General features: G+C 53.4%; 21 protein-coding genes. 16 read left to right on the top strand and 5 right to left on the bottom strand.

Annotation, left to right across the window (positions count from 1 at the left end):
- Nucleotides 1–31 precede the first annotated feature (31 nt).
- The 7 genes from MKZ07_RS21690 to MKZ07_RS21660 all read left to right on the top strand — a co-directional run bounded on the left by MKZ07_RS21690 (nt 32) and on the right by MKZ07_RS21660 (nt 5702).
- Nucleotides 32–310: a hypothetical protein gene (locus MKZ07_RS21690; protein WP_341027480.1), complete on the top strand. Its 279-nt coding sequence runs from the start codon at nt 32–34 to the stop codon at nt 308–310.
- A gap of 280 nt (nt 311–590) precedes the next feature.
- Nucleotides 591–791, top strand: coding sequence for a cold-shock protein (locus tag MKZ07_RS21685; RefSeq protein WP_019914790.1), 201 nt, complete (start codon nt 591–593; stop codon nt 789–791).
- Between the two features lie 132 nt (nt 792–923).
- Nucleotides 924–1154 carry a cold-shock protein gene (locus MKZ07_RS21680; RefSeq protein WP_036691977.1) on the top strand — a complete coding sequence of 77 codons (231 nt, stop codon included), beginning with the start codon at nt 924–926 and terminating at the stop codon, nt 1152–1154.
- Nucleotides 1155–1282: 128 nt separating this feature from the next.
- On the top strand, nt 1283–1525 hold the full coding sequence (locus tag MKZ07_RS21675) for a hypothetical protein (protein ID WP_341027479.1): 243 nt from the start codon (nt 1283–1285) through the stop codon (nt 1523–1525).
- A 169-nt stretch (nt 1526–1694) separates the two neighbouring features.
- On the top strand, nt 1695–3470 hold the full coding sequence (locus MKZ07_RS21670) for a cache domain-containing sensor histidine kinase (RefSeq protein WP_036692223.1): 1776 nt from the start codon (nt 1695–1697) through the stop codon (nt 3468–3470).
- Nucleotides 3454–4254 carry a response regulator transcription factor gene (locus MKZ07_RS21665; RefSeq protein ID WP_036691982.1) on the top strand — a complete coding sequence of 267 codons (801 nt, stop codon included), beginning with the start codon at nt 3454–3456 and terminating at the stop codon, nt 4252–4254. Before MKZ07_RS21670 ends, MKZ07_RS21665 begins: the two co-directional genes overlap by 17 nt.
- A 122-nt stretch (nt 4255–4376) precedes the next feature.
- A complete protein-coding gene (locus MKZ07_RS21660) occupies nt 4377–5702 on the top strand; it encodes an extracellular solute-binding protein (protein ID WP_036691985.1) in 1326 nt (441 codons plus the stop codon).
- Nucleotides 5703–5895: 193 nt separating this feature from the next.
- On the opposite strand, the gene MKZ07_RS21655 is transcribed toward MKZ07_RS21660, so the two are convergent.
- Nucleotides 5896–7275, bottom strand: a complete 1380-nt coding sequence (locus MKZ07_RS21655) for an MATE family efflux transporter (protein ID WP_036691988.1) — start codon at nt 7273–7275, stop codon at nt 5896–5898.
- 246 nt (nt 7276–7521) lie between these two features.
- On the opposite strand from MKZ07_RS21655, the gene hxlA reads away from it, so the two are divergent.
- The 5 genes from hxlA (at nt 7522) to MKZ07_RS21630 (ending at nt 11168) form a co-directional block, all read left to right on the top strand.
- The gene (gene hxlA / locus MKZ07_RS21650) at nt 7522–8154 is read left to right on the top strand and encodes a 3-hexulose-6-phosphate synthase (RefSeq protein ID WP_341027477.1); all 633 of its coding nucleotides are present in this window, start codon (nt 7522–7524) and stop codon (nt 8152–8154) included.
- A 6-nt stretch (nt 8155–8160) separates the two neighbouring features.
- Nucleotides 8161–8718 (top strand): 6-phospho-3-hexuloisomerase, encoded by a 558-nt coding sequence (gene hxlB / locus MKZ07_RS21645; protein ID WP_036691994.1) that lies wholly within the window; start codon nt 8161–8163, stop codon nt 8716–8718.
- A gap of 242 nt (nt 8719–8960) precedes the next feature.
- Nucleotides 8961–9335: a winged helix-turn-helix transcriptional regulator gene (locus MKZ07_RS21640; RefSeq protein ID WP_036691997.1), complete on the top strand. Its 375-nt coding sequence runs from the start codon at nt 8961–8963 to the stop codon at nt 9333–9335.
- Between the two features lie 94 nt (nt 9336–9429).
- Entirely contained in the window at nt 9430–10566 is a 1137-nt protein-coding gene (locus tag MKZ07_RS21635; protein ID WP_036691999.1) for an NADH-dependent flavin oxidoreductase, read from the top strand.
- A gap of 149 nt (nt 10567–10715) precedes the next feature.
- Nucleotides 10716–11168, top strand: coding sequence for a winged helix-turn-helix transcriptional regulator (locus MKZ07_RS21630; RefSeq protein WP_083678220.1), 453 nt, complete (start codon nt 10716–10718; stop codon nt 11166–11168).
- 48 nt (nt 11169–11216) lie between these two features.
- Here MKZ07_RS21630 and pepT read toward each other — a convergent pair whose 3' ends face one another.
- The 4 genes from pepT to MKZ07_RS21610 all read right to left on the bottom strand — a co-directional run bounded on the left by pepT (nt 11217) and on the right by MKZ07_RS21610 (nt 16132).
- The gene (gene pepT / locus MKZ07_RS21625; RefSeq protein ID WP_076162009.1) at nt 11217–12449 is read right to left on the bottom strand and encodes a peptidase T; all 1233 of its coding nucleotides are present in this window, start codon (nt 12447–12449) and stop codon (nt 11217–11219) included.
- A gap of 171 nt (nt 12450–12620) precedes the next feature.
- A complete protein-coding gene (locus MKZ07_RS21620; protein WP_076162007.1) occupies nt 12621–13280 on the bottom strand; it encodes a sortase in 660 nt (219 codons plus the stop codon).
- 30 nt (nt 13281–13310) lie between these two features.
- Entirely contained in the window at nt 13311–14279 is a 969-nt protein-coding gene (locus tag MKZ07_RS21615) for a hypothetical protein (RefSeq protein WP_076162005.1), read from the bottom strand.
- 842 nt (nt 14280–15121) lie between these two features.
- Entirely contained in the window at nt 15122–16132 is a 1011-nt protein-coding gene (locus MKZ07_RS21610; protein WP_341027472.1) for an LLM class flavin-dependent oxidoreductase, read from the bottom strand.
- Nucleotides 16133–16434: 302 nt separating this feature from the next.
- Between MKZ07_RS21610 and MKZ07_RS21605 the strand changes: the two genes are divergently transcribed.
- The 4 genes from MKZ07_RS21605 to MKZ07_RS21590 all read left to right on the top strand — a co-directional run bounded on the left by MKZ07_RS21605 (nt 16435) and on the right by MKZ07_RS21590 (nt 21577).
- Nucleotides 16435–17439 (top strand): LacI family DNA-binding transcriptional regulator, encoded by a 1005-nt coding sequence (locus MKZ07_RS21605; RefSeq protein ID WP_036692006.1) that lies wholly within the window; start codon nt 16435–16437, stop codon nt 17437–17439.
- Nucleotides 17440–17803: 364 nt separating this feature from the next.
- Nucleotides 17804–19234 (top strand): ABC transporter substrate-binding protein, encoded by a 1431-nt coding sequence (locus MKZ07_RS21600; RefSeq protein WP_036692008.1) that lies wholly within the window; start codon nt 17804–17806, stop codon nt 19232–19234.
- 136 nt (nt 19235–19370) lie between these two features.
- Nucleotides 19371–20486: a carbohydrate ABC transporter permease gene (locus MKZ07_RS21595; RefSeq protein WP_051493245.1), complete on the top strand. Its 1116-nt coding sequence runs from the start codon at nt 19371–19373 to the stop codon at nt 20484–20486.
- Nucleotides 20486–21577 (top strand): carbohydrate ABC transporter permease, encoded by a 1092-nt coding sequence (locus MKZ07_RS21590; protein WP_076159369.1) that lies wholly within the window; start codon nt 20486–20488, stop codon nt 21575–21577. Before MKZ07_RS21595 ends, MKZ07_RS21590 begins: the two co-directional genes overlap by 1 nt.
- Nucleotides 21578–21592: the final 15 nt, after the last annotated feature.

Genomic DNA, 21592 nt, shown 5'->3' with positions numbered 1-21592 from the left:
TTCACAGAACCCAAGGAGCTGACGAACGAAGATGAGTAATGAAGTGAACGAGCAGGAACTGGTGGAGGTATTATCAGCACAGACGAAGGTGGCCCAAGATGTCATCCGGCTGGTGCTGAAGCATGAGCAGGCGTTCATCAATAAGGCCAAGGCCAATGCCAAAGGCGAGATTGATATCGATAATGATGATCTGGTCGACTATGTGACTGCGCAGCGCGATGTGAAGCTGGACGAGCTAACGGTGGAGACTATTCTGGATGCAGAAATGGATTACTTGATGGACAAGGGACTGGCCGGATATATCGACTGAATCCTGTAGCCGGAGGTGCATGGCGGATTCCAAGAACCCGTGCGCCCGGCAAGGTTTCTCTAAAATTTAAAATTTATTTTGGGTAATTGGCAATAATCCTTTGCATTTGGGAAAACAGTGTGCTACAATGAAGTTAATCATAAATTTAACCCTTAATTCACATATTGTAAAAGGTTATCAATTTGTGTTTGAAGCCTTTTCCAATGTGTGAATTTTTATTTGTTCGTACAATACGTAGGAATAAAAGGACATGTGTTAAATAAACTTTGGAGGTAATATCATGCAAACAGGTACAGTAAAATGGTTCAACGCAGACAAAGGTTTCGGTTTTATCGAGGTTGAAGGCGGAAGCGACGTATTCGTACACTTCTCCGCAATCACTGGCGACGGCTTCAAATCTTTGGACGAAGGCCAACGCGTTGAGTTCAACGTAACTCAAGGCGCTCGTGGACCACAGGCTGAAAACGTTGTAAAACTGTAATATCACAAATAAACTGCCCTTAACATCAGTTGAGGGCAGTTTTTTTTATGACTAGGTAAGAGAAAGAATAAGCATCCGTTCTGACACAACAGTCCGTAGGACGCACTAACCAAGCTATTAGGAGGGGTACTTATGTATTTTCGTAAAAAAGCGATGGTAGATCTTCCACAGGAAGAGACAGCCATCTGGTCCTGCACCAAGGAAGAATGCACCGGATGGATACGCGACAACTTTGCGTTCCAACATGTGCCGACCTGCTGGCAATGTAATTCACCCATGACCCGGAGCATGAAGATGCTGCCTACGCTCGTTAATAAGAATTTGGACGCGAAGGCCATTAAGAAGAGCGTTACTATTCGTTAGGCTGCCGCCCTCTGATCGGTTCATATAGAATTAGAGAATAGCAACCCTAGTACAGCAGTCCGTTCCTTGCCCGCAATGGGCTATTTTTTTTGTTTGACAATAATGGATAATACAGGGATGATGGAGCTATGAGACAATATTTTCTGCTTCTGACGCTCCTTGCGGTTGCCCTGAATACAGTGGGGATTTTTTATCATAAGCCTATGTTTAACATTATCGCAATTGGTATGATTCTGATCTTGATTCCGCTGGATATTTATCTGGAGCCGACCCGCCGCAAAGTCAAGAGTTACTGCATCGGCGCGGTATTGCTGGCTCTGCTGTGGGCGGCCCTGCATTTCGAATGGATTACTCCGCTAATGTTCATCTAGGTAGTCTTCTCTGTAAGCCCTTAGGGCAGCTCCTTGAACCGGGAGAACTGTGCTAAGGGCTATTTGTTGTTGGGCCGTCTTTCCCCTGCGGGCAATGATTTATCTTGACAAAACTCCCGGGGTTTGGAGAATAGAGTTGGAAACGCTGCCAACGAAAGAGGGAATTCTGATGCTTCAGAGGTTCAGAGAGCTCAACACACTGCGCAATCAGATATTCATCGGTTTTTTGCTGGTGATGCTCATTATTATTCTGGTTTCTGGGATATTTGTGTATGACCGTGTCTCTATTCTGCTCAAAAATAATGCCGAACGGCATATCCAGCAGACGGCAGTTCAGGCCAACGGAAGGCTGGACGCGCTGACCGGTCAGATTGATGGTCTGATGGAGCAGGTGGCCAATCATCCTACCGTTCAGCAGCTGCTGCTGGAGGAGCTGGACGGCAATGAGGTGTCCTTCAATCAGCGCCAGTCGCTGCTGCAGATTGTCTCCAGCTATCAGGCGTACATGCCGAGCGTGGGCTCGCTGGAGCTATATACCGCTGATTACAGGCTGCTGTTCCCGATTAAGGAAGGCAGCCTGGAGAGCAGAATTAACGAGCAGCATATCAGTGAGGCTAATGCCCAGAAGGGGCGGCTGGTCTGGATCGGCGTTGATCCGCATGATGAACAGAGCCTGCTGGCGATCCGCCAGGTCAGCCTGATGGACCGCTGGTTCTCACGGGGGGGCTACCTGATGGCCCGCATCCAGCGCAGCTACTTCCAGCTCGACGATCCCTTCTCCGGCAGCGATAGCGGGGAGTCAGTGCTGCTCGTGAATGATGAAGGCCAGCTTCTCGGGAGCAGCGGTACACCGCAGGAGGATCTGCTGCCGCTGCTGGAGAGCGTCGATCAGACGGTCAGCTTCCGGGGCAAGGAGTATGTGCAGGTCAAGCTGCGCTCGGACAAGACCTCCTGGACACTGCTGGTGCTGACGCCTGTCAGCTATGTCACTAAGGGGCTGTCTGTGCTGCGGACGGTACTGCTGGTGTCAGGCGGAATCGGAACCCTGCTGTTCCTGATAATATCCTTCCTGTTGTCGACAATGATTACCCGGCCGATCATTCACCTGATCCGGGCGATGCGCAAATCCCGCATGGGGGTGCTGACCCCCAATTCGCAGAAGGTATCTACCATGGAGCTGCGGGAGCTGAATAATACCTATAACGGTATGGTGGCTAATATTAATGATTTGATCAGGGTGGTCTATGAGAAGGAGGTCCTGCAGAGCCGGACTGAGCTTAAAGCCTTGCAGGCGCAGATCAATCCCCATTTCCTGTTCAATACGCTGGAAGCCTTCAACTGGTCACTGGAGGAGAAGGGGGAGGAGGAACTGGCCGGATTAGTGGTGATGATGTCCAGGCTGTTCCGCTACATTATCGGCAGCCCCCATAACAAGGATGAATGGGTAACGCTGAGCGAAGAGGTCGAGCAGATCAGGCGGTATTTGCGGATTATGGAGATGCGGATGGGGGAACGCCTGTCCTGGGATATCAGGCTTGACCCGCATGAGGCTGCTGTACCAGTGCCCAAGCTGCTGATTCAGCCGATTGTTGAGAACGCGATTCTCCATGGAGTGGAGAGCCGCGTCGGCAAGGGCGCGATTGAAGTGATCATCAGCCCCTCCTCCCGCAAGGGGTGGACCTCAGTTGAGGTGTCGGACAACGGGCCGGGTATGGATGAGGCTACGCTGCTGGCGCTCCGCGATGCGCTGGATGGCGGGCCGCCGGTCTCTGCCAAGGGCAGCGGAGTGGGGCTGGTGAATGTGCAGCGGCGGCTGAAGCTGTACTACGCGGAAGCGGACATGCAGACGGAAGGCCTGATCGTGGAGAGCCGGCGGTCTGAGGGGACCGTAATAAGGTTTGAGATTCCAAGCAATGGAGGAGATACCTATGAGTCTGGGCAATAAGACGATTCTAATCGTAGATGATGAACCAAGAACGCGTCAGGGGATTAAGCAGACGCTGGAGGTATGGGCGGCAGGCCGGTATATCGTGGAGACCTGTGACAATGGGGTGGAAGCGCGCGAGCGGCTGCGGCATGAGCGGGTTCATCTGCTGATTACAGATGTGCGCATGCCGGAGGTGAGCGGGCTGGATCTGATTCATTCGCTGCAGGAATCTCCCCGGAAGCCGGTGATCATTGTCATCTCCGGCTATGCGGAGTTCGATTATGTGCAGCAGGCGATGCGGCTGGGGGCGGTCAATTATCTGCTGAAGCCGCTGGACAAGTCTGAGCTGCTGACAGTGGTTGAGGATGCGCTGAAGCGGGAGGAGGAGCAGCAGCGCCATGTGAAGCTGGAGAAGCTGGTGGATCACAAGCTGCTGGAGATTGACCCGGAGCAGTCCGGGATGGGGCAGCCGGTGAAGGAGGCAATTGCCTATGTGGAGCAGCATCTGCACGAACAGCTGACGATGGCTGAGGTAGCGGGGCTGATTCACCTGAATGCCAGCTATTTCAGTGTGCTGTTCAAGGAGCAGGCCGGGGTTTCCTTCACTGAATATCTGTCCCGTCTGCGGATTCAGCGGGCGAAGGAGCTACTACTCCAGACTGCGCTGCCGGTCGGGGAGATCGGAGAGCGTGTAGGGTACCGGACGGATAAATACTTCATTAAGGTCTTCAAGTCCTTGGAGGCCATAAGCCCTAGCCGATACCGTCAACAGATGAAGGGAGGAACTCAGGAGATCCAATAAATGTGGTATTTTAGCCAATAAGTGTGCCCTTATCTGCCTCAGGGTACGATGCTAGAATTTTAATGATAGCGATTACATGGGCAATTTCGGCCTTTTGCAATGTGAGATGGGGAGGCAAGGCAATGCGAAGGAATCACATGACCAAGGGGCTGCTTCTGGCCTGTACCTGGCTGCTTGTTCTGACGGGTTGCGGCTCTGCGGGAGACAATAATAGTACGCTCGCAGCTAACGGCGTCTCTTCCCCCAAAAAAACTATTCATATGATGCACATCTGGCCCGCCGGACTCTCTGCGCAGCAGTATAAGCTGGTCAGCCAGATTATCGCAGAGTACGAGAAGGAGCATCCGGGTATCCTCATCAGGCAGGATGTGCTGGAGAATGAGCAGTATAAAAGCAAGCTCAAGGTGCTCTCCGCCTCCAATGACCTTCCCGATGTGGGTATAACCTGGGCGGCCGGCTTCATGGAGCCTTATGTAAAAGGCGGATTATTCGCTCCGCTGGATGACATCCTGAACGGCGGGCAGCTTAAGGATAAATTCGTGAAGAGCACTACAGAGTCTTATGCTGTTGATAACAAGACCTATGCGCTGCCTCTGGAGATGAACATCTCACCGATCTTTTATAATAAAGAAATCTTCGCCCAATATAATCTTCAGGTGCCTTCAACGTATGAGGAGTTCAAGGCAGTTGTGAGAGTGCTCTCCGGTCATGGTGTGCCTCCGGTGGCGCTGGGCAATAAGGACCGGTGGACAGGCTCGCTGTGGTATATGTATCTGGCAGACCGCATGGCCGGAAGTGAGACGCTGAAGCGGGCGACGAAGGGGACGGGTTATTTCGATGATCCCGGACTGGTGCAGGCTGCGGCGGAAGTACAGAACCTCGTCGATATGAACGCCTTCAACAACGGCTTCAACGGCTTGTCATATGATGAGGGCAAATCGGAATTTATGGAAGAAAAGGCGGCCATGTACCTGACCGGTACCTGGGAGCTGCCCAACTTCACGACCAACCCGGAGACTCCGCAGGCCTTCAAGGATAAGGTCGGCTTCTTCAAATTCCCTACGGTGGAAGGCGGGAAGGGCAATTCGGGCGACTGGGTAGGCGGTCCGGGTGTCGGACTGTTCGTAGCGGAATCGTCCAGGGTGAAGGAGGAGGCTAAGGCTTTTGTCGAATACTTCGTCTTCAAATGGGGCGAGGCTTCAGTGACGAGTGCGGGAGTGATTCCGGCGACTAAGGTCGATACCACGAATGAGAAGCTGCCGCAGCTATACGTGGATCTGTTGAATGAACTGAACAATGCCAGCAGTATTACCTTGTTCGCGGATGTGCAGATGAAGCCGAATGCTGCCCAGGTCCATCTGGATATGATCCAGGCGCTGTTCGGCAAAGCGGTCACGCCGGAGCAGTTCGCAGCCAGACATAAAATTGCAGTAGCCAAAGGGAACTGAGTATGGGACGAGCTTACGACAAAGGGATGCTAATCAGCCGTATTTCCGGTGGCTGATTAGCATCCCTTATTTGAAATATAAGAATTTTTATGTTTCACGTGATAAATTATCCTTCTATTTCTCGCTGAAACGAATGCCGTCCTATTGAAGGACGGCAAGGCCGTTTTCGCTTGTCTGAGGAGCTGCCGCAGAATTAGTGCGCCGGGGCTGCCGGAGCCGCTTCCGGCGGTTCATGCTGGATCAGGCCATGCTTCTCCCAGGCTCTGCTTTTCCAGCGGAAGTACATAATGACGGCCCGTACCCATTCGTCGAACGCTGTGGCCAGCCATACCCCGGCCAGACCCAGATCAAGCGTAAATACCAGGAAGTAGCCCAGCGGCAGACTCATGCACACCATAGAGATCATGCCCATGTAGACCGGGAACTTGGCATCGCCCGACGCGCGCAGCGAGTTGATAATGACCAGATTGCAGGTCCGCCCGGTCTCCAGGAAGAAGCTGAGCAGGATCACCTGGGCTCCCATGGTGATAATCAGCTCATTATCCGTGAACAGGCCCAGCAGCGGCTTGCGGAGCAGAATGACGATCAGGTCCATGATGACTGTGACCAGAAGTGCCCACTTCACACTGGTGAACACCCGTGAGTAAGCCTCCTGCGTCCGTTTTGCACCTACAAGATGGCCCACAATAATTGAGGTCCCCATTGCCACCGCTACGCTGAACAGGAAAATGTAGTTCGAGATATTGACCGCATACTGGCGGGTAGCCATGGCCTCGGCCCCCAAATAGGTGATATACAGGGTGAAGACGAGCTGGCAGCACTGGTACATTACGGATTCGAAGGCGGATGGAATACCGATTTTGAGAATCTGCAGCACATATTTCTTGGAGAGGTGAACGTAATAGCTCCATTTCACACGTACCTCCATAATGCGGTAAAGCAGCAGGAAGAAGATCAGGAGAGCGATGGAGCGGCTGATTACGGTTGATACGGCAGCGCCCTCTACACCGAGCGCAGGCAGTCCGAAATGACCGAAGATCAGCAGATAGTTACCGCCAACATGGATGACGTTCATAAGCAGCGATACCGCCATCGTCTGCTTGGTGAAGCCGTGGGTGCGGATAGTTGCAGCCAGCGCGTTGATAAGGGCCTGCAGGAAGATCGCGCCTCCGACAATGTTGATATACGAGCGGGCGTAGGCGAGAATGTCGCCCTTCACGTTCAGTGCTTGCAGCAGATGACCTCCGAATAGCAGCATGACTGTACTAAGTACGATCCCTACCGCAAGATTCAGGGTAACTGCGTTGCCGATCACTCTGGCGGCTTCCTTGGGCTGCTTGGAGCCGAGGTATTGCGACACGACGATCGCCGCGCCGTTCCCGATGACACTAAGCGCCAGAATAGCTATGGCAATAATCTGATTGGCCGCTCCGACACCGGAGACCGCATCATCTGACACAGAGCTGATCATGAAGGTATCCATACTTCCCATAAGCATGAACAGGAACAGCTCCAGGAAGATCGGCCAGGTCAGCTTCATTAGGTTGAATGTCTTGGGCTTGCTTGTTTCCATCATACACCTTCTTATTAGGATTCCTTGCGGCTGTGAATCTTCGAATCAAATGTATGGTAGCACAGCTGTTGTGAAAATGCAGTAGGATTTCCGACATGTTGCCTAAAAATCCGCCGGCTTCGCCCAATAGTATCCTCCAGGTGACTACCTCACAAAAAAGTGCCTACTTCCCTTATCGGCAGTATATCCCTAAACTGAGAAACAGCACTTCCTAAAATACATTACGGATAAGGAGAACTTACACATATGAAATTACAGTTAGCACTCGATCTGGTGGATATTGCTGGAGCCAAGGCGGTTGTTGCAGAGGTTGCCGAATCTATAGATATCGTTGAGATTGGAACACCTGTCGTTATCAATGAGGGGCTGCATGCGGTGAAAGCGATCAAGGAAGCTTTCCCGGCGCTTACAGTGCTGGCCGATCTCAAAATTATGGATGCCGGCGGTTACGAAGTTATGAAGGCAGTGGAAGCGGGCGCGGGTATCGTGACTGTGCTGGGTGTATCCGATGATTCAACGATCCGCGGTGCGGTTGAGGAAGCGAAGAAGACGGGTGCTGAGATCCTGGTCGATCTGATTAACGTGAAGGATCTCAAGGCCAGAGCCGCTGAAGTGGATGCGTTGGGTGTGGATTATGTCTGCGTGCATTCCGGCTATGACCATCAGGCCGAAGGTAAGAATTCCTTCGCGGATCTGAAAGATATTAAGAGCGTGGTAACCCGGGCCAAAACGGCAATTGCCGGCGGCATCAAGCTGAGTACGCTGCCTGAAGTGATTGCTGCGCAGCCCGATCTGGTAATCGTGGGCGGCGGCATTACCGGCGAAGCTGACATGAAGGCAACTGCGGCGGAAATGAAGCGCCTTGTAAGCCAGGCTTAAGCAGCCATGGACACGCAGTATTACGCACATGAAATTGTGAAGGAGCTGGAAGGCTCCGTCTCCGGGCTGGATGCCGGAGAGGGCGAGGTGCTGACGGAGCTGCTGCTGCGTGCAGGTCAGATCTTCGTGGCTGGTGCCGGGCGTTCCGGCCTGATGGGCCGGGCCTTCGCCATGCGGCTGATGCAGGCCGGGCGGACAGCTTATGTGGTCGGAGAGACGGTAACGCCGGGCATTGGCCCCGGCGATGTGCTTGTACTGGGTTCCGGCTCAGGCGAGACGAAGGGACTGGTCTCCATGGCTGAGAAAGCCAAGGCAATCGGAGCAGCTGTAGTCCTCGTAACCATTCAGCCGGACTCGGCGCTCGGACGTCTCGCAGATCATACAGTCAAGCTGCCCGGCGCTCCCAAAGAACGGCCGGACGGCGGCTATACGACGCTGCAGCCGATGGCCTCCTTGTTTGAACAGACGCTGCTTGTCTTCTATGATGCAGTCATTCTGCGGATCATGGAGCAGACGGGGCAGACCTCCGGCCGGATGTTCGGCAAGCATGCCAATTTGGAATAGCATACGATTTGGAATAGAATAGAGCTTGGAATACAATTAAGCTATCACACGGATGCTTTCCTTGACGGGAGGGCATCCTTTGCTGCCTAAATGCAAATATAAGAATTTATATGTTGCACACGACAAACTATCCTTATATTTCTCGCTGAAACGGTACCGTCCTTTAAAAGGACGGCGAAGCCGTTTCCACTTGGGTGGCTGATGGATCTGTATTATGATGATAGCCGGAAGGGGGCTGAATATTGGCGACTGAAATTAAAGACCGCATCAACCTGAAGGAGATCAACTGCGAGAAGGAGCTCACGCTCGCTGTGATCGGCGGGAAGTGGAAGCTGATTATACTGTGGCACCTGGGACTGGAAGGGACCAAACGCTTCAGTGAATTGAAGAAGCTGATTCCCCATATTACCCAGAAAATGCTGACCAACCAGCTCCGTGAGCTGGAGGAAGATCAGCTGGTATTCAGGCAGGTATATGCGGAGGTTCCTCCGCGCGTCGAATACTCCCTGACAGAGTATGGACATACGCTGATGCCGGTGCTGCGTATGATGTATGACTGGGGCAAGAATTACGGGGAGAAGGTAATCTGGAAAGATGTAACTCCCTCTGATAGATAGGTTCTGTAAATGCAGATTTACCATTTGTATTGTGTGAAATTAAGTTGTACACTATTTTATGTGTATATTTGATTTATTGGAGGGAATGGTAGTTATGCTAAAGACAGAATATAGCCCGCTGCTGGAGACGTTCAAATTCAAGAGCGGGATTGAACTGAAGAACCGTGTGGTCATGGCGCCGATGACTAACTTCTCCTCGAATGAGGATGGAACTGTCTCCCGGCCAGAGCTGGACTATTATATCCGCCGTTCGGGCGGAGCGGGGATGGTTATTACCGCCTGTGTCTATGTCTCGCGCGGCGGGAAGGGCTTCCCGGGTGAATTCGGAGCTGACCATGACGGTCTGATTCCAAGCCTGCGTGAGCTGGCAGAAGCTATCAAGGGCGAAGGGGCGAAGGCGGTGCTCCAGATCTTCCATGGCGGACGCCAATGCCCGCCGGAGCAGCTGGTTGACGGGCAGCCTGTCAGTGCAAGCGATGTGCCGGCTGAGCTGCCTGGCGGCGGACATGGGACAGTTCCGCGCCCGCTGACAGACGAAGAGATTACCGGAATTATCGCCGATTTCGGAGAAGCGACACGCCGGGCGATTGAGGCCGGCTTCGATGGCGTTGAGATTCACGGTGCGAACGGGTATCTGCTGCAGCAATTCTTCTCGCCGCACTCCAACAGACGCGAAGACCGCTGGGGCGGAGATCTGCAGAAGCGTCTCACCTTCCCGCTGGCCGTTCTGCGCAGTGTCAAGGCTGCGGTGAAGCAGCATGCACAGGGTGGCTTCCTTGTAGGCTACCGCTTCTCGCCTGAAGAGCCGGAGACACCGGGGATTACGATGGCTGACACGTTTGCCCTAATCGATGCGCTGACAGCGGAGGGGCTGGATTACCTGCATGCGTCCCTTATGGAGCTGTGGTCGCTGCCGCGCCGGGGAACAGAGGATAGCCGTCCGCGCATTGAACAGATCGTAGACCGGGCGGGAGACAAGGCTCCGGTAATTGGGGTAGGCTCGCTCTACTCTGCCGCCGACGCCCTGAAGAGTCTGGACAGCGGCATCAGCCTGGTGGCCCTGGGCCGCCCGCTGCTGATTGAACCGGACTGGGTGCAGAAGCTGGCCGGAGGCCGGGCCGATGAGATTAAGACTGAGCTTGATCCGAATGCACAAGCAGAGCTTGTGATTCCGGACCCGCTCTGGAGAGCACTGATCCATACACCGGGCTGGCTGCCGGTGAAGAAATAAGTCTAACAGACGGATAACGGTCTGTGACCTTAGCATGTTAAGAACCCCGTGCGCCCGTTGTTCCAGGGCGGCACGGGGTTTTTGCCGTATCAGCATCTATGATACAATTGTACTAAATCAGGGACGACCGGAAATGGGGGGCGGCAGAGATGAACGTACAAGGAAGAGACGGAGGCTCTGATGAGGCAGAAGGCGTGGATTGCGGGGCGGAGAACAGCTCATTGCAGCGGACCCTTGAAGTCATTGGCGGGAAGTGGAAGGGTGTTCTGCTCTATCATCTGATCAGCGGGCCGAAGCGGTTCAACGAGCTGCGCAGACTATGCCCCGGCATTACACAGCGGATGCTGGTGATGCAGCTGCGGGATCTGGAACGTGACGGTCTGGTCCACCGGAAGGTGTACCCTCAGGTGCCGCAGAAGGTAGAGTACTCCTTGACCGAATGGGCGCAGGGACTGGAGACTGCGATCCTCAGCATCAAGCATTGGGGAGAGGAATACCGGGAGATCCTCGCAAGAGGCGAAGACAGAGCCCTGGATGAAGACGGACAGGCCAGCAAGAAATCCCGGGACGAAGCCCCACGCAGCGCAAAAATCCCCGAATAAGCGGTATGCGCTTGAACGGGGATTTTTTGCTGCATAAGTTAACCCTACTTACGCTTTCTGCTCAGCCAGACGGGCAATCTCAACGATAACCTGTACAGCCTGCAGCATGACGTCTACAGAGGCGTATTCAAATTTGCCGTGGAAATTCTCGCCTCCGGTGAAAATATTCGGTGTAGGCAGCCCCATATAAGAGAGCTGTGAGCCGTCAGTCCCTCCGCGGATTGGACGGATAACCGGCGTGATGCCGAGGCCCTCCATCGCTTCCCGGGCGATATCGACGATATGCCGGACGGGCTCGATTTTCTCGCGCATATTATAATATTGGTCATTCATCTCCAGCACGATGTTGTCCGCCCCGTACGTAGATTTGAATTCCTCCACAATCGCGGCGATATTCGATTTGCGGTTCTCGAACTGCCCGCGGTCAAAGTCGCGGATAATGTAATGAAGCTTGCTGTGCTCGGCACTGCCTTGCATGGAGATCAGGTGGTAGAACCCCTCGTAGCCGTCTGTGAATTCAGGAGCTTCACCGGCGGGCAGACGGAGATGGAAGGCCATGGCGATTTTGGACGAATGGATCATCTTGCCCTTGGCTGTACCGGGATGGACATTGACTCCGTGGAAGCTGATCTTAGCGGCGGCGGCATTGAAGCTCTCATATTCCAGCTCCCCGAGCGGGCCTCCGTCCACGGTGTAGGCATAGGAAGCGCCGAAGGCGGCAACGTCGAACTTATGCGGGCCGCGTCCGATTTCTTCATCGGGGGTAAAAGCGACCCGGATCTTGCCATGCTTAATCTCCGGATGCGCCAGCAGATGGGCCATAGCCGTCATGATCTCAGCGATGCCCGCCTTGTTGTCCGCCCCCAGCAGGGTGGTGCCGTCGGTTGTAATCAGCGTATGCCCCTTGTAACCGCTCAGCTCCGGGAAGCTCTTCGTGGACATGATAATATTCTGGGCTTCATTCAGCACCAGATCCTGCCCGTCATAATTCTCTACAATCTGCGGCTTCACATTCGTACCGGTGAAATCCGTGGCGGTATCCAGATGGGCCAGGAAGCCGATCACCGGAACCTCTTTATCTGTGTTAGCGGGCAGCGAGGCCATGACATATGCATGCTCGTCCACCGTAATCTCCGTCAGTCCCAGCTCCTGCAGCTCCTCTGCCAGCTTATGCGCCAGTACCATTTGGCCTGGAGTGGACGGGCAGGTCTCACTGTCCTCGCTGGATTGGGTATCCATTTCAGCATACGATACAAAACGTCTAATTAACTCTTCCTTCAATGCAGGTCATCTCCTCTTCAGCTTCGTATGTCTATATTATCACGATCCGGCCCGGGTCTCATACTTTAGGCGGATGGTGTGGAGTGAAGGGGGATGGAGGCTGGCGGGAGGCGAGGGGCAAGCTGGAGTGAGGAAGGCAGCGGGAAAGCGGGGGAGGAGCGGGAACGCAGGTTATGGCTGCTGCACCGGAGATTGGCTGGAGACAAGCTTGGCCGAGAGCAGGTAGCGGTCTGGCGCTGAGCCTACATAAGAGAACGGGTAACAGGTAATCAAGGTGAGTATGGAATCTTTGCTGGGCTTAATCGCTCCCCTTGTATCTCCATCAACAATCCGGCTGCCGGTCACTTCATAGGTGAAAGTTCCATCCGCTGTCGCAAGCTCAAGCGTGTCTCCGGTCTCCAGTTCGCCGAGGCTGCGGAAGACGGTGTCACGGTGTCCGGCCAGCACGCTGTTCCCGTAGGCACCCGGGGCGGCGCTTGCTTCATCATGTCCTGCCCCCTGTTTAAGCTCCGCCCGTCCGGTTCCCTCCAGAATGGCAACCCGCTTCTTAAGCTTCGGAAAATAGATCTCTCCAATGACTTCGCCCGTTATATAAGCAGGCTTGTCACCCTTTGGTGCTTCCGCGCTGCTAACTATACCTTCGGGCAGCGGTATTTCTTCTTCGGAACTTACGGGCGTCTGGGCTTCCTCCCTCTTTTTGTCCCAGATTCTCAGGGCTTCGCGGGCTTCGGCGGGCGCTTTAAGGATCTGGAAGGCGGAATACACCATAACACACACAGAGAGCATGAAGATCAGCTTGACGGCCAAAGTGAACCCGCTGCGCATCTTCATGCTCTTTCTCCTCCTTACATATAGGCAAAGTTACTTCTTCTGTCCCAGCCTGCGGAGCACAAGCATACTGATCATGGCGACAACCAGGCTGGCCGCAATCAGATTGTACCAAGGGCTGGCTGTGTCCGGCAGTCTGCCGTCTTCCTCCGGCCCGCCCAGCGGAAGCGCGTCATCTGTAAGGTTGATCTCTTTCCCTGGTGAAGGGGCTGGTGTACTGCCAAGTGCAGCGGCTCCGGAATCCGGGGTCGCGGAAGGACGGTTGCCGCCGTCTTCCTCTCCTCCGCCTAACGGAACAGGATCTTCACTTACAGTTACTCCACCCGCAGGCGGTGTTGCCGTCGCTGCTGGTGTTGGCGATGGTATACTGCCAGGAGAGACTGTACCGTCTGTTGAATCCGTAGGGGCACTTGTTGCTGCTGGCGTACTGCCGGGACTGACCGTGGTGCCCGGTGTTGACCCGGGTGAAGGTGTAGCTGAAGCTGCTGGCTCAGCCGTCGGTTGCGGTGAGGGGGTTGGCCCGGCTGTCGGCGCAGGCTCCGCTGTAGCTGTGAATTCAAAGGCGACACTTACCATCTTCTCCTGGAACTCGTTGCCTGCCTCCGGCGGGAACAACACCTTCATTTCGATAGCTTCCTCTTCCCCTCCGGCAAGCGAGCCGATGGTCACTACCCCCGGGGCCTCGCTCATCACCCCGGAATAGAGGATTACTCCCTCTTTTTGCAGAGTCATTTGCAGGATATTGTATAGATCTACGTCCCCGGAGCGGAATTGGAAGGCAACTGCATAATCAAACGGGTCATTTCCGTCATTGATAATCTTATAATCCGAAGCCATCGTATCTCCCGGCTGCATGTTGTTCATAGTTGCCGTACTGGTCGTATGCGAATTGACGGTGAGCTTGATCGTATCCTCAGCGCTGACCCCTCCGGCATGCCAGATCACACCTGCCAGAACGGCCAAAATATACGCGCCAATTATGGATGTATGTCTCTTCTTCACTCTCCCCGCCCCTTTCTGTGCTGACCTTCGGCAGCCACCAGCCACCAGCCACCAGCCACAATCCGCCCCGGTTCGCGTTTCTAAATCATAGTTTGTCGAATAAAGTGGTTTCTTGAAGAACTACTACATATTAAAACGATAGTATAAATCAGAACAAGCATTAACCGGCCTGGATGAGCCTGAATGTGTGATGAACAAGCCTGAATGGTAAGAATGCGTTGTCGTTCGTTATAACGAATAATAATTACAGTATAATCTTAAATGGGCATAAAGAAAAACGGGAAAAGATCCTTTAAGTAAACGAATTCCGCTGTTTACTATAAATTAATGACGTTTATTTGGCGTTTACTGCGTTTAACTCGTTATTTCTACGTATATTAATGATTTTTGTATTTTATAAAGAACGAATAAGGCTAGGGAGGTTCGGCTCAATAATTTCCGCACCGAACACTTTTGTTTTTTCTGCAATGCTAAAATAGCCCACTTAGCTACCCCAACGGAGTTCTCCACAGGTAGTTAAATGGGCTAAATATATAGACTGGCCAGTAATCAGATTAGTAGACCATCAGAATAAAACAAGTGATTTCATTCCATAAATGCGGCCAAGCATCAAGCTGCCTTCGTAGCGGAAAGGAGGGATAAGTGTATTCCGTGCAACTAAAAACACTGAAACAGAAGGCTTTGCCCTCCTAACTGTAGTCTGTACAACTAAATTTGCCCGGATGGGCGAAAATCAAGTTATAGAGGCTGTTTAATTGCACGAAATACAGCTAAACGGTAATTTGGCGGCATATCAGGCGATTTAGTTGTACAAATTACAATTAAGCAATACTACCCACTTATTACTTCTTCAACAGGTCGGCCACAAGCTCATATGAGTGCAAGCGTGCAGAGTGGTCATAGATCTGTGAGGCGATAATCCACTCATCCGCATCCGTCTCTTCCTGAATCTGCAGCAGTCGTTCCTTAATCAGGGCCTGGTCGCCGGCGATGGAATATTGTTGTTTGCTCATGAGCAGTGCTTTCTCCTGGGAGGTCCAGATTCCGTCCAGACTGTCTACAGGCGGCTGGAGCTTACCGGTGCGGCCACGGATTATGTTCAGGAATTGCTGCTGCTGGGAAGTGGCAAGTCTGCGCGCTTCCTCTGCCGTATCCGCTGCTGTAATTCCCAAGCCCACCATAACATAAGGCTTGCCCAGTACAGCTGAAGGCTTGAAGCTGGTGCGGTACAGATTCAGTGCCGGCAGCAGATAATCCGGTGCAAAGTGGCTGGCAAAAGCAAAAGGCAGACCCAGCTGGCCCGCAAGCTGGGCGCTGAAGCCGCTGGAGCCAAGCAGCCAGATCGGAATGTTCAGTCCTTCACCGGGCACGGCGCGAACACCGGCCGGACGGGAGCCTGATCCTTCGGGGTCGAAATACGCCCGCAGCTCGCTAAGCTGCTCGGGGAATTCACTGCCATCGCTGCCGAGGCTGCGGCGCAGTGCTCTGGCGGCTGCCTGGTCGGAGCCGGGGGCTCTGCCCAGACCCAGATCAATCCGTCCCGGATACAGGGACTCCAGTGTGCCGAATTGCTCGGCAATCACCAGTGGTGCATGGTTGGAGAGCATGATGCCGCCTGAACCAACGCGGATGGTGTTAGTTCCAGCCGCCACATGTCCGATAACAACGGAGGTAGCGGAGCTGGCAATGCCGGTCATATTATGATGCTCTGCCAGCCAATAACGGTTATACCCCCATTTCTCAGCATGACGGGCCAAATCAAGGGTGTTATGAAAAGAATCCGCCGCCGTTCCGCCCTCCCGGATAGGGGCTAAATCCAGTACGGAGAATGGTATATCGTGCAATTGCTTCACATGAATCCCTCCTATAGTAGATGCCTACAGCATCAGTAGCATTATTTGCAGCCATGAATCAATATACCCGCCAATTATAACATGAAATAATATAATTTACACACTTTAAGTAAGCGGCATGACGGGGAGGGGGGATTTGAAGGGCGAAAAGCACAAAATGTAAGCGCATAACAATTTGCTTGCCAATTTAAGGGAGCCTTGCTATAATCGCTTTGAAAAGCTTTTCTAACTTAAGCGGCTAGGCCAATCCTGATAAGGAGGGCACACGTTTCGGGCAAAAAGAATAAGAAGGAAGTCAGACTATGAAGCCAACTATCAGAGATGTCGCCAAGATGGCCGGAGTATCCATCAGTACCGTGTCCCGTGTAATGAATGCGCCGGATACGGTAGTGGAGAGCAAGCGAAGCCGGGTCATTGAAGCGATAGAAGCGCTCAAGTATCAGCCTAATGCATTCGCACGGGGACTAATTTACAGGAAGTCTTTCACCCTCGGGCTGCTCATTCCCGATATTGAGAACCTGTATTTCGCAGGGGTGATCCGGGGAATGCAGGATGCCTGCATTAAGCTCGGTTACAGTCTGATGATTTGCAATACAGACCGTGACAAGGAGCGGACATTGTCCTATATGGATACTTTTCATGAGAAGCAGGTGGATGGTGTTGTGTTCGCCAGTGATATTCTGCACCCTGAGTATTATGAGAAGCTGGTGGACTGCAGAATTCCATTCGTGCTGGTCTCCTCCCATTCCGATGAGTATGAGGTAGCGTCAGTGGAGGTGGATGACGAGAAGGCGGCGTATGATGCTGTTAAATTCCTGATTGAGCTGGGGCACCGGGAGATCGGGATGATCGGCTTCAATCATGATAATTCGGTGTCCGGACCACCGCGGATGGCGGGGTTCGTGAGAGCCTTGAGCGAATCGGGGCTGGAGCGTAATATCGGCAAAATCAAGTACGCCAACCACCGCTTTGAGCAGGCCTATCAGGCTACGCACGAGCTGTTCACTGAATATCCGGAGCTAACCGCTGTATTCTGTGTAGCGGATGAGTTCGCCATGGGAACGATCTCTTACTTAAAGGACCGCAATATTCTGGTTCCCGGTCAAGTGTCGGTCATCGGCTTCGATAATCTGCGGATGTCGGGGATGTTCATTCCGAAGCTGACAACAATCGCACAACCTATCTATCAGCTGGGATACCGGGCGGCAGAGAAGCTGCATGAATTGTTGACCACAGGCGAGGTGGCTGTCATGAAAGAGAAGATGGAACATAAGCTAATCGTAAGAGAATCCTCGCGTGAGAAATGAGACGTAGTTCCGGCGGGCTGAAGCACGGCTGCCTGACAGGGCAGCACGGTTTCTTCGGACTATTTTGAAAAGCTTTTCAGAATGGCGGGTTACAGGAATGTGAGCGAATCATTTCGGGAACCGGTTCAGGAACTGTTTCAGGAAACGTACCCGCAGCAGAGGGTACTAACGCACTATTGGAAGCGCATACATTATAGTGGGATATGGAGAATGTACGTTTGAATTAGCGGTGTTAATGAGTGTGGGTGCCTGGTGTCCGTGAATTTCGATAAGGGGGTGAGTTGCTGCTCTGCCGTAAGGGGTTCCGGTAATGAAGCTGGCTTGATGCAGTCTCTAAAAACAATTAAAGGGGATGTATGAAACAATGAAGAAAGCTCCAGCACGTAAACTGTCACTTGCGATGGTGTTGTGTCTATCCTTCACCATGATGCTCAGCGGCTGCGGCGGCAATAACAACGCTGCACCAACGCAGGCCCCGGCGGCTACAGAAGCGCCGACAGCAGCACCTTCAGCAGATAACAACGCAGCATCAACAGATAGCCCAGATCCCGCTGCGGCAGGCAGCCCGTTGGACTTGGCGATGAAGGGTGAATACAAAGGCACGAAGGTCACGATGTTCGGACCGTTTGTCGATGCGGACCAGGTGAAGTTCGAGAGCAGTATTAAGGAATTCGAAGAGAAAACCGGCATTGATATTCAATACGAAGGCTCTAAGGAATTCGAAGCCACAATTAATATCCGGGTCGATGGCGGCAATGCGCCGGATATCGCGGACTTCCCGCAGCCGGGCCTGCTGGCCTCTATTGCTAAGACTGGCAAGGTTATCGATCTGACCGGGGTGCTGGATCAGGCGAAGCTGACGGCCAATTACAATAAGAGCTGGCTGGATATGTCCACCATGGACGGCAAGGATGGCAAGATTATGGCCGGGATCTGGAACCGCAGCAATGTGAAGAGCCTGGTCTGGTATCCGAAGAAGCAATTTGACGAAGCGGGATATACGGTTCCGCAGACTTGGGATGAAATGATGGCTCTGACGGAGCAAATCGCCAAAGACGGTGACCCGGCCTGGGCAATCGGTATCGAGAGCGGCGCGGCAACCGGCTGGGCGGCAACCGACTGGGTAGAGAACATCATGCTGCGGACTACGACGCCTGAGAATTATGACAAGTGGGTAAGCGGGGAGCTGCCGTTCACTTCGCCTGAAGTGAAGAACGCGGTGGAAGTAATGTCCAAGATCTGGCTGAACAAGGATTATGTCTACGGCGGTGCTAAATCCATTGTCACTACTGCCTTCGGTGATGCTCCGAAGCCGATGTTCGAGAACCCGCCCAAAGCCTGGTTCAACCTGATGGGGAACTTCATTACCAGCTTCTTCCCGGAAACGGCCAAGGTGGATACAGACTATGACTGGTTCTATCTCCCGCCGATTGATGAGCAGTATGGCAAGCCGGTCCTGGTGGCAGGCGATATCTACTCCATGTTCAATGACCGCCCGGAGGTACGCGCGGTAATGGAATTCTTCACTACTGGCGAATCGATCAAAAGCTGGGTGCAATCCGGCGGTGTCATTGCCCCTATGAATGATGCTTCCCTCGACTGGTACCAGTCCGAATCCGACCGCCGGATGGCGAAGCTGGTACAGGACGCCTCTACTCTGCGCTTCGATGGCTCGGACCTGATGCCGGGTAAGGTGGGTGCAGGTACCTTCTGGAAAGGCATGACTGACTATGTGAGCGGAACTGCTACGCTGGATCAGGCCCTGGAGCAGATTCAGTCAGGCTGGAAGAACTAAGGACCAGGCAAGCGCGGAATTAGACGCCAAGAGGTTGAAGGGGCGGTCTTGAACAATCAGGCCTGCCCCTCAACTGGTGTTAACGGGTGCTTATGAAGAAGGCTCTGCTCCAACAGAGCCTATAGGAGGAACCGATATGGATGCACAAATAAGGCCGGAGCCGGGTGCCGCCGGGGCGCAGGTAAAGCAGAGGATTAGCGGCAGGGCAGTGCTGCTATCGCTGGGCGTCTTGCTTGCGAATATTGTGGTCAACGGGCTGATTTTTCTGTTTTTCCGCGATTCAACGCTTCATCCACTGCTGACTGCGGTGCTGGCAGTGTTGTGGGGCGTGCTGGGCGTATATCTGATCTATTACACCTTGACCTGGGCAGTAGAGCAGTACCCGGACCATGTCCGCAGGAAGGTGCTGCCTTATGTTTTTGTCGGACCGGCTGTCCTTATTCTCGGTTGGCTGCTGATTCTGCCGGCCCTGCGGACGCTGTACTTAAGCTTCTTCAACGCGTCCTCCGAGAAGTTCGTCGGACTCAGCAATTACGCCGCGATCTTTAGCGACCGTCTGATGGGCACTGCCTTGCGCAATAACTTGCTATGGGTGTTCGTGGGCACGCTGGCCTGTGTCTGCTTCGGGCTGCTGATTGCCATTCTTGCCGACCGGAGCAGCTATGAGCGGATCGCCAAATCTATTATTTTCATGCCGATGGCTATTTCCTTTGTTGCCGCCGGGGTCATCTGGAAGTTCGTCTATTATTATCAGCCGGGCGATGAGCAAATTGGACTATTGAATGCGATTGTCACCTATTTCGGCGGTGAACCGCAGGCCTGGACGAGTATGCTGCAGCCGTGGAACAACTTCTTCCTTATTATCATTCTGATCTGGATGCAGACGGGGTTTGCGATGGTCATTTTCTCCGCAGCCATCAAAGGAGTGCCAGAGGATATTCTGGAGGCTGCACGGGTGGATGGCGCGGGTGAGGTGAAGATCTTTTTTGGCATCATGATTCCTTACATCTCCACAACGATTCTGACGGTGACCACCACGATTATTGTCTTTACGCTGAAAATATTTGACGTTGTCATGGTGATGACAGGAGGTCAATACGATACAGAAGTTGTTGCGACGCAGTTCTACCGGCAGTTCTTCATGTACCGTAACTTCGGCTACGGCTCTACGCTGGCTATCGTGCTCCTGATCGCGGTATTGCCTGTTATTCTTATTAATCTGCGGCAGTTCCGCAAGCAGGGGGGATTCTAATGGTAGGCACCAAGAAAAAAAGGGGCAGTAAAACGGCCGTCAATCTGATTCTGGGCGTCATCTGCTTCCTCTGGATTCTGCCGACGTTCGGACTCTTCGCCTCCTCCTTCCGTCCCGCAGCGGATATTTTGCAGACGGGCTGGTGGAAGGTGTTCCCCCATCAGGAATGGAAAGCGGGCGAGACGGTGCAGCTCTCCAAGGAGGTGGATCTGCGGGAGCCAATTGAGGTGAATGGCAAGACCTATACGGATGAACAGCTCAAGGCAGGGGTGAAGGCGGATGGCAGCCGCCTGATGTGGGAGAACCGCAGGGCACGCACGGTTAATATGCAGGAGCAGGGCTGGCAGGCAGTGCCTGACCTTACGCTCGACAACTACAAGAATGTGCTGTCCGGCAAGGAGTACACACTCAAGGAAGCAGACGGCAGTGAAACGGTACAGAAGGGGAGCGGATTATCGCAGGCGTTCTGGAATACACTTACAATTGCTGTTCCGGCGACCGTGATTCCGGTGCTGATCGCCTCTTTTGCCGCATATGCCTTCGCCTGGCTGCGGTTTCCGGGACGGAAAACGCTGTTCGTGATCATTATTGCGATGCTGGTCATTCCGATTCAGGTTGCACTAATTCCGGTACTCAAGGATTACACGGCGCTTGGGCTGAACGGCAGTTATCTTGGAATCTGGCTGGCACATACAGCCTTCGGGCTGCCGCTGGTCACGTATTTTATGTACAACTTCATCAGCCAGCTGCCGAAGGATCTGTTTGAATCGGCTTTTATTGACGGCGCGAGCCACTTTACGATTTTCAGCAGACTGATTCTGCCGCTGTCCGTGCCTGCGCTCGCTTCCATCGGGATCTTCCAGTTCCTCTGGGTATGGAATGATTATCTGGTGTCGCTGATCTTCATCGGGAACCAGCCGTCGGTGCAGGTCATGTCGATGAAGATCGCCGATCTGGTCGGCTCGCGCGGCAATGACTGGCATCTGTTGACCTCGGCAGCCTTTATCTCGATGCTGATGCCGCTGGCGATCTTCTTCCTGCTGCAAAAGTATTTCGTCCGGGGTCTGATGGGCGGCTCAGTCAAGGGCTAAGCCGCGGCAGGGACA

The organism is Paenibacillus sp. FSL P4-0338 (genome assembly GCF_038002365.1).
GTDB lineage: Bacteria > Bacillota > Bacilli > Paenibacillales > Paenibacillaceae > Paenibacillus_AQ.
Note: the sequence above shows the minus strand (reverse complement) of the source record. Positions and strands in the feature narration are given on the sequence as shown.

Coding starts and splice junctions, on each gene's coding strand:
- MKZ07_RS21600 (WP_036692008.1), top strand. CDS start 17,804: ATGAAGAAAGCTCCAGCACGTAAACTGTCACTTGCGATGGTGTTGTGT.
- hxlA (WP_341027477.1), top strand. CDS start 7,522: ATGAAATTACAGTTAGCACTCGATCTGGTGGATATTGCTGGAGCCAAG.
- MKZ07_RS21635 (WP_036691999.1), top strand. CDS start 9,430: ATGCTAAAGACAGAATATAGCCCGCTGCTGGAGACGTTCAAATTCAAG.
- MKZ07_RS21685 (WP_019914790.1), top strand. CDS start 591: ATGCAAACAGGTACAGTAAAATGGTTCAACGCAGACAAAGGTTTCGGT.
- MKZ07_RS21660 (WP_036691985.1), top strand. CDS start 4,377: ATGCGAAGGAATCACATGACCAAGGGGCTGCTTCTGGCCTGTACCTGG.
- MKZ07_RS21655 (WP_036691988.1), bottom strand. CDS start 7,275: ATGGAAACAAGCAAGCCCAAGACATTCAACCTAATGAAGCTGACCTGG.
- MKZ07_RS21665 (WP_036691982.1), top strand. CDS start 3,454: ATGAGTCTGGGCAATAAGACGATTCTAATCGTAGATGATGAACCAAGA.
- MKZ07_RS21630 (WP_083678220.1), top strand. CDS start 10,716: ATGAACGTACAAGGAAGAGACGGAGGCTCTGATGAGGCAGAAGGCGTG.
- MKZ07_RS21680 (WP_036691977.1), top strand. CDS start 924: ATGTATTTTCGTAAAAAAGCGATGGTAGATCTTCCACAGGAAGAGACA.
- MKZ07_RS21595 (WP_051493245.1), top strand. CDS start 19,371: ATGGATGCACAAATAAGGCCGGAGCCGGGTGCCGCCGGGGCGCAGGTA.
- MKZ07_RS21690 (WP_341027480.1), top strand. CDS start 32: ATGAGTAATGAAGTGAACGAGCAGGAACTGGTGGAGGTATTATCAGCA.
- MKZ07_RS21605 (WP_036692006.1), top strand. CDS start 16,435: ATGAAGCCAACTATCAGAGATGTCGCCAAGATGGCCGGAGTATCCATC.
- MKZ07_RS21620 (WP_076162007.1), bottom strand. CDS start 13,280: ATGAAGATGCGCAGCGGGTTCACTTTGGCCGTCAAGCTGATCTTCATG.
- MKZ07_RS21590 (WP_076159369.1), top strand. CDS start 20,486: ATGGTAGGCACCAAGAAAAAAAGGGGCAGTAAAACGGCCGTCAATCTG.
- MKZ07_RS21675 (WP_341027479.1), top strand. CDS start 1,283: ATGAGACAATATTTTCTGCTTCTGACGCTCCTTGCGGTTGCCCTGAAT.
- MKZ07_RS21670 (WP_036692223.1), top strand. CDS start 1,695: ATGCTTCAGAGGTTCAGAGAGCTCAACACACTGCGCAATCAGATATTC.
- hxlB (WP_036691994.1), top strand. CDS start 8,161: ATGGACACGCAGTATTACGCACATGAAATTGTGAAGGAGCTGGAAGGC.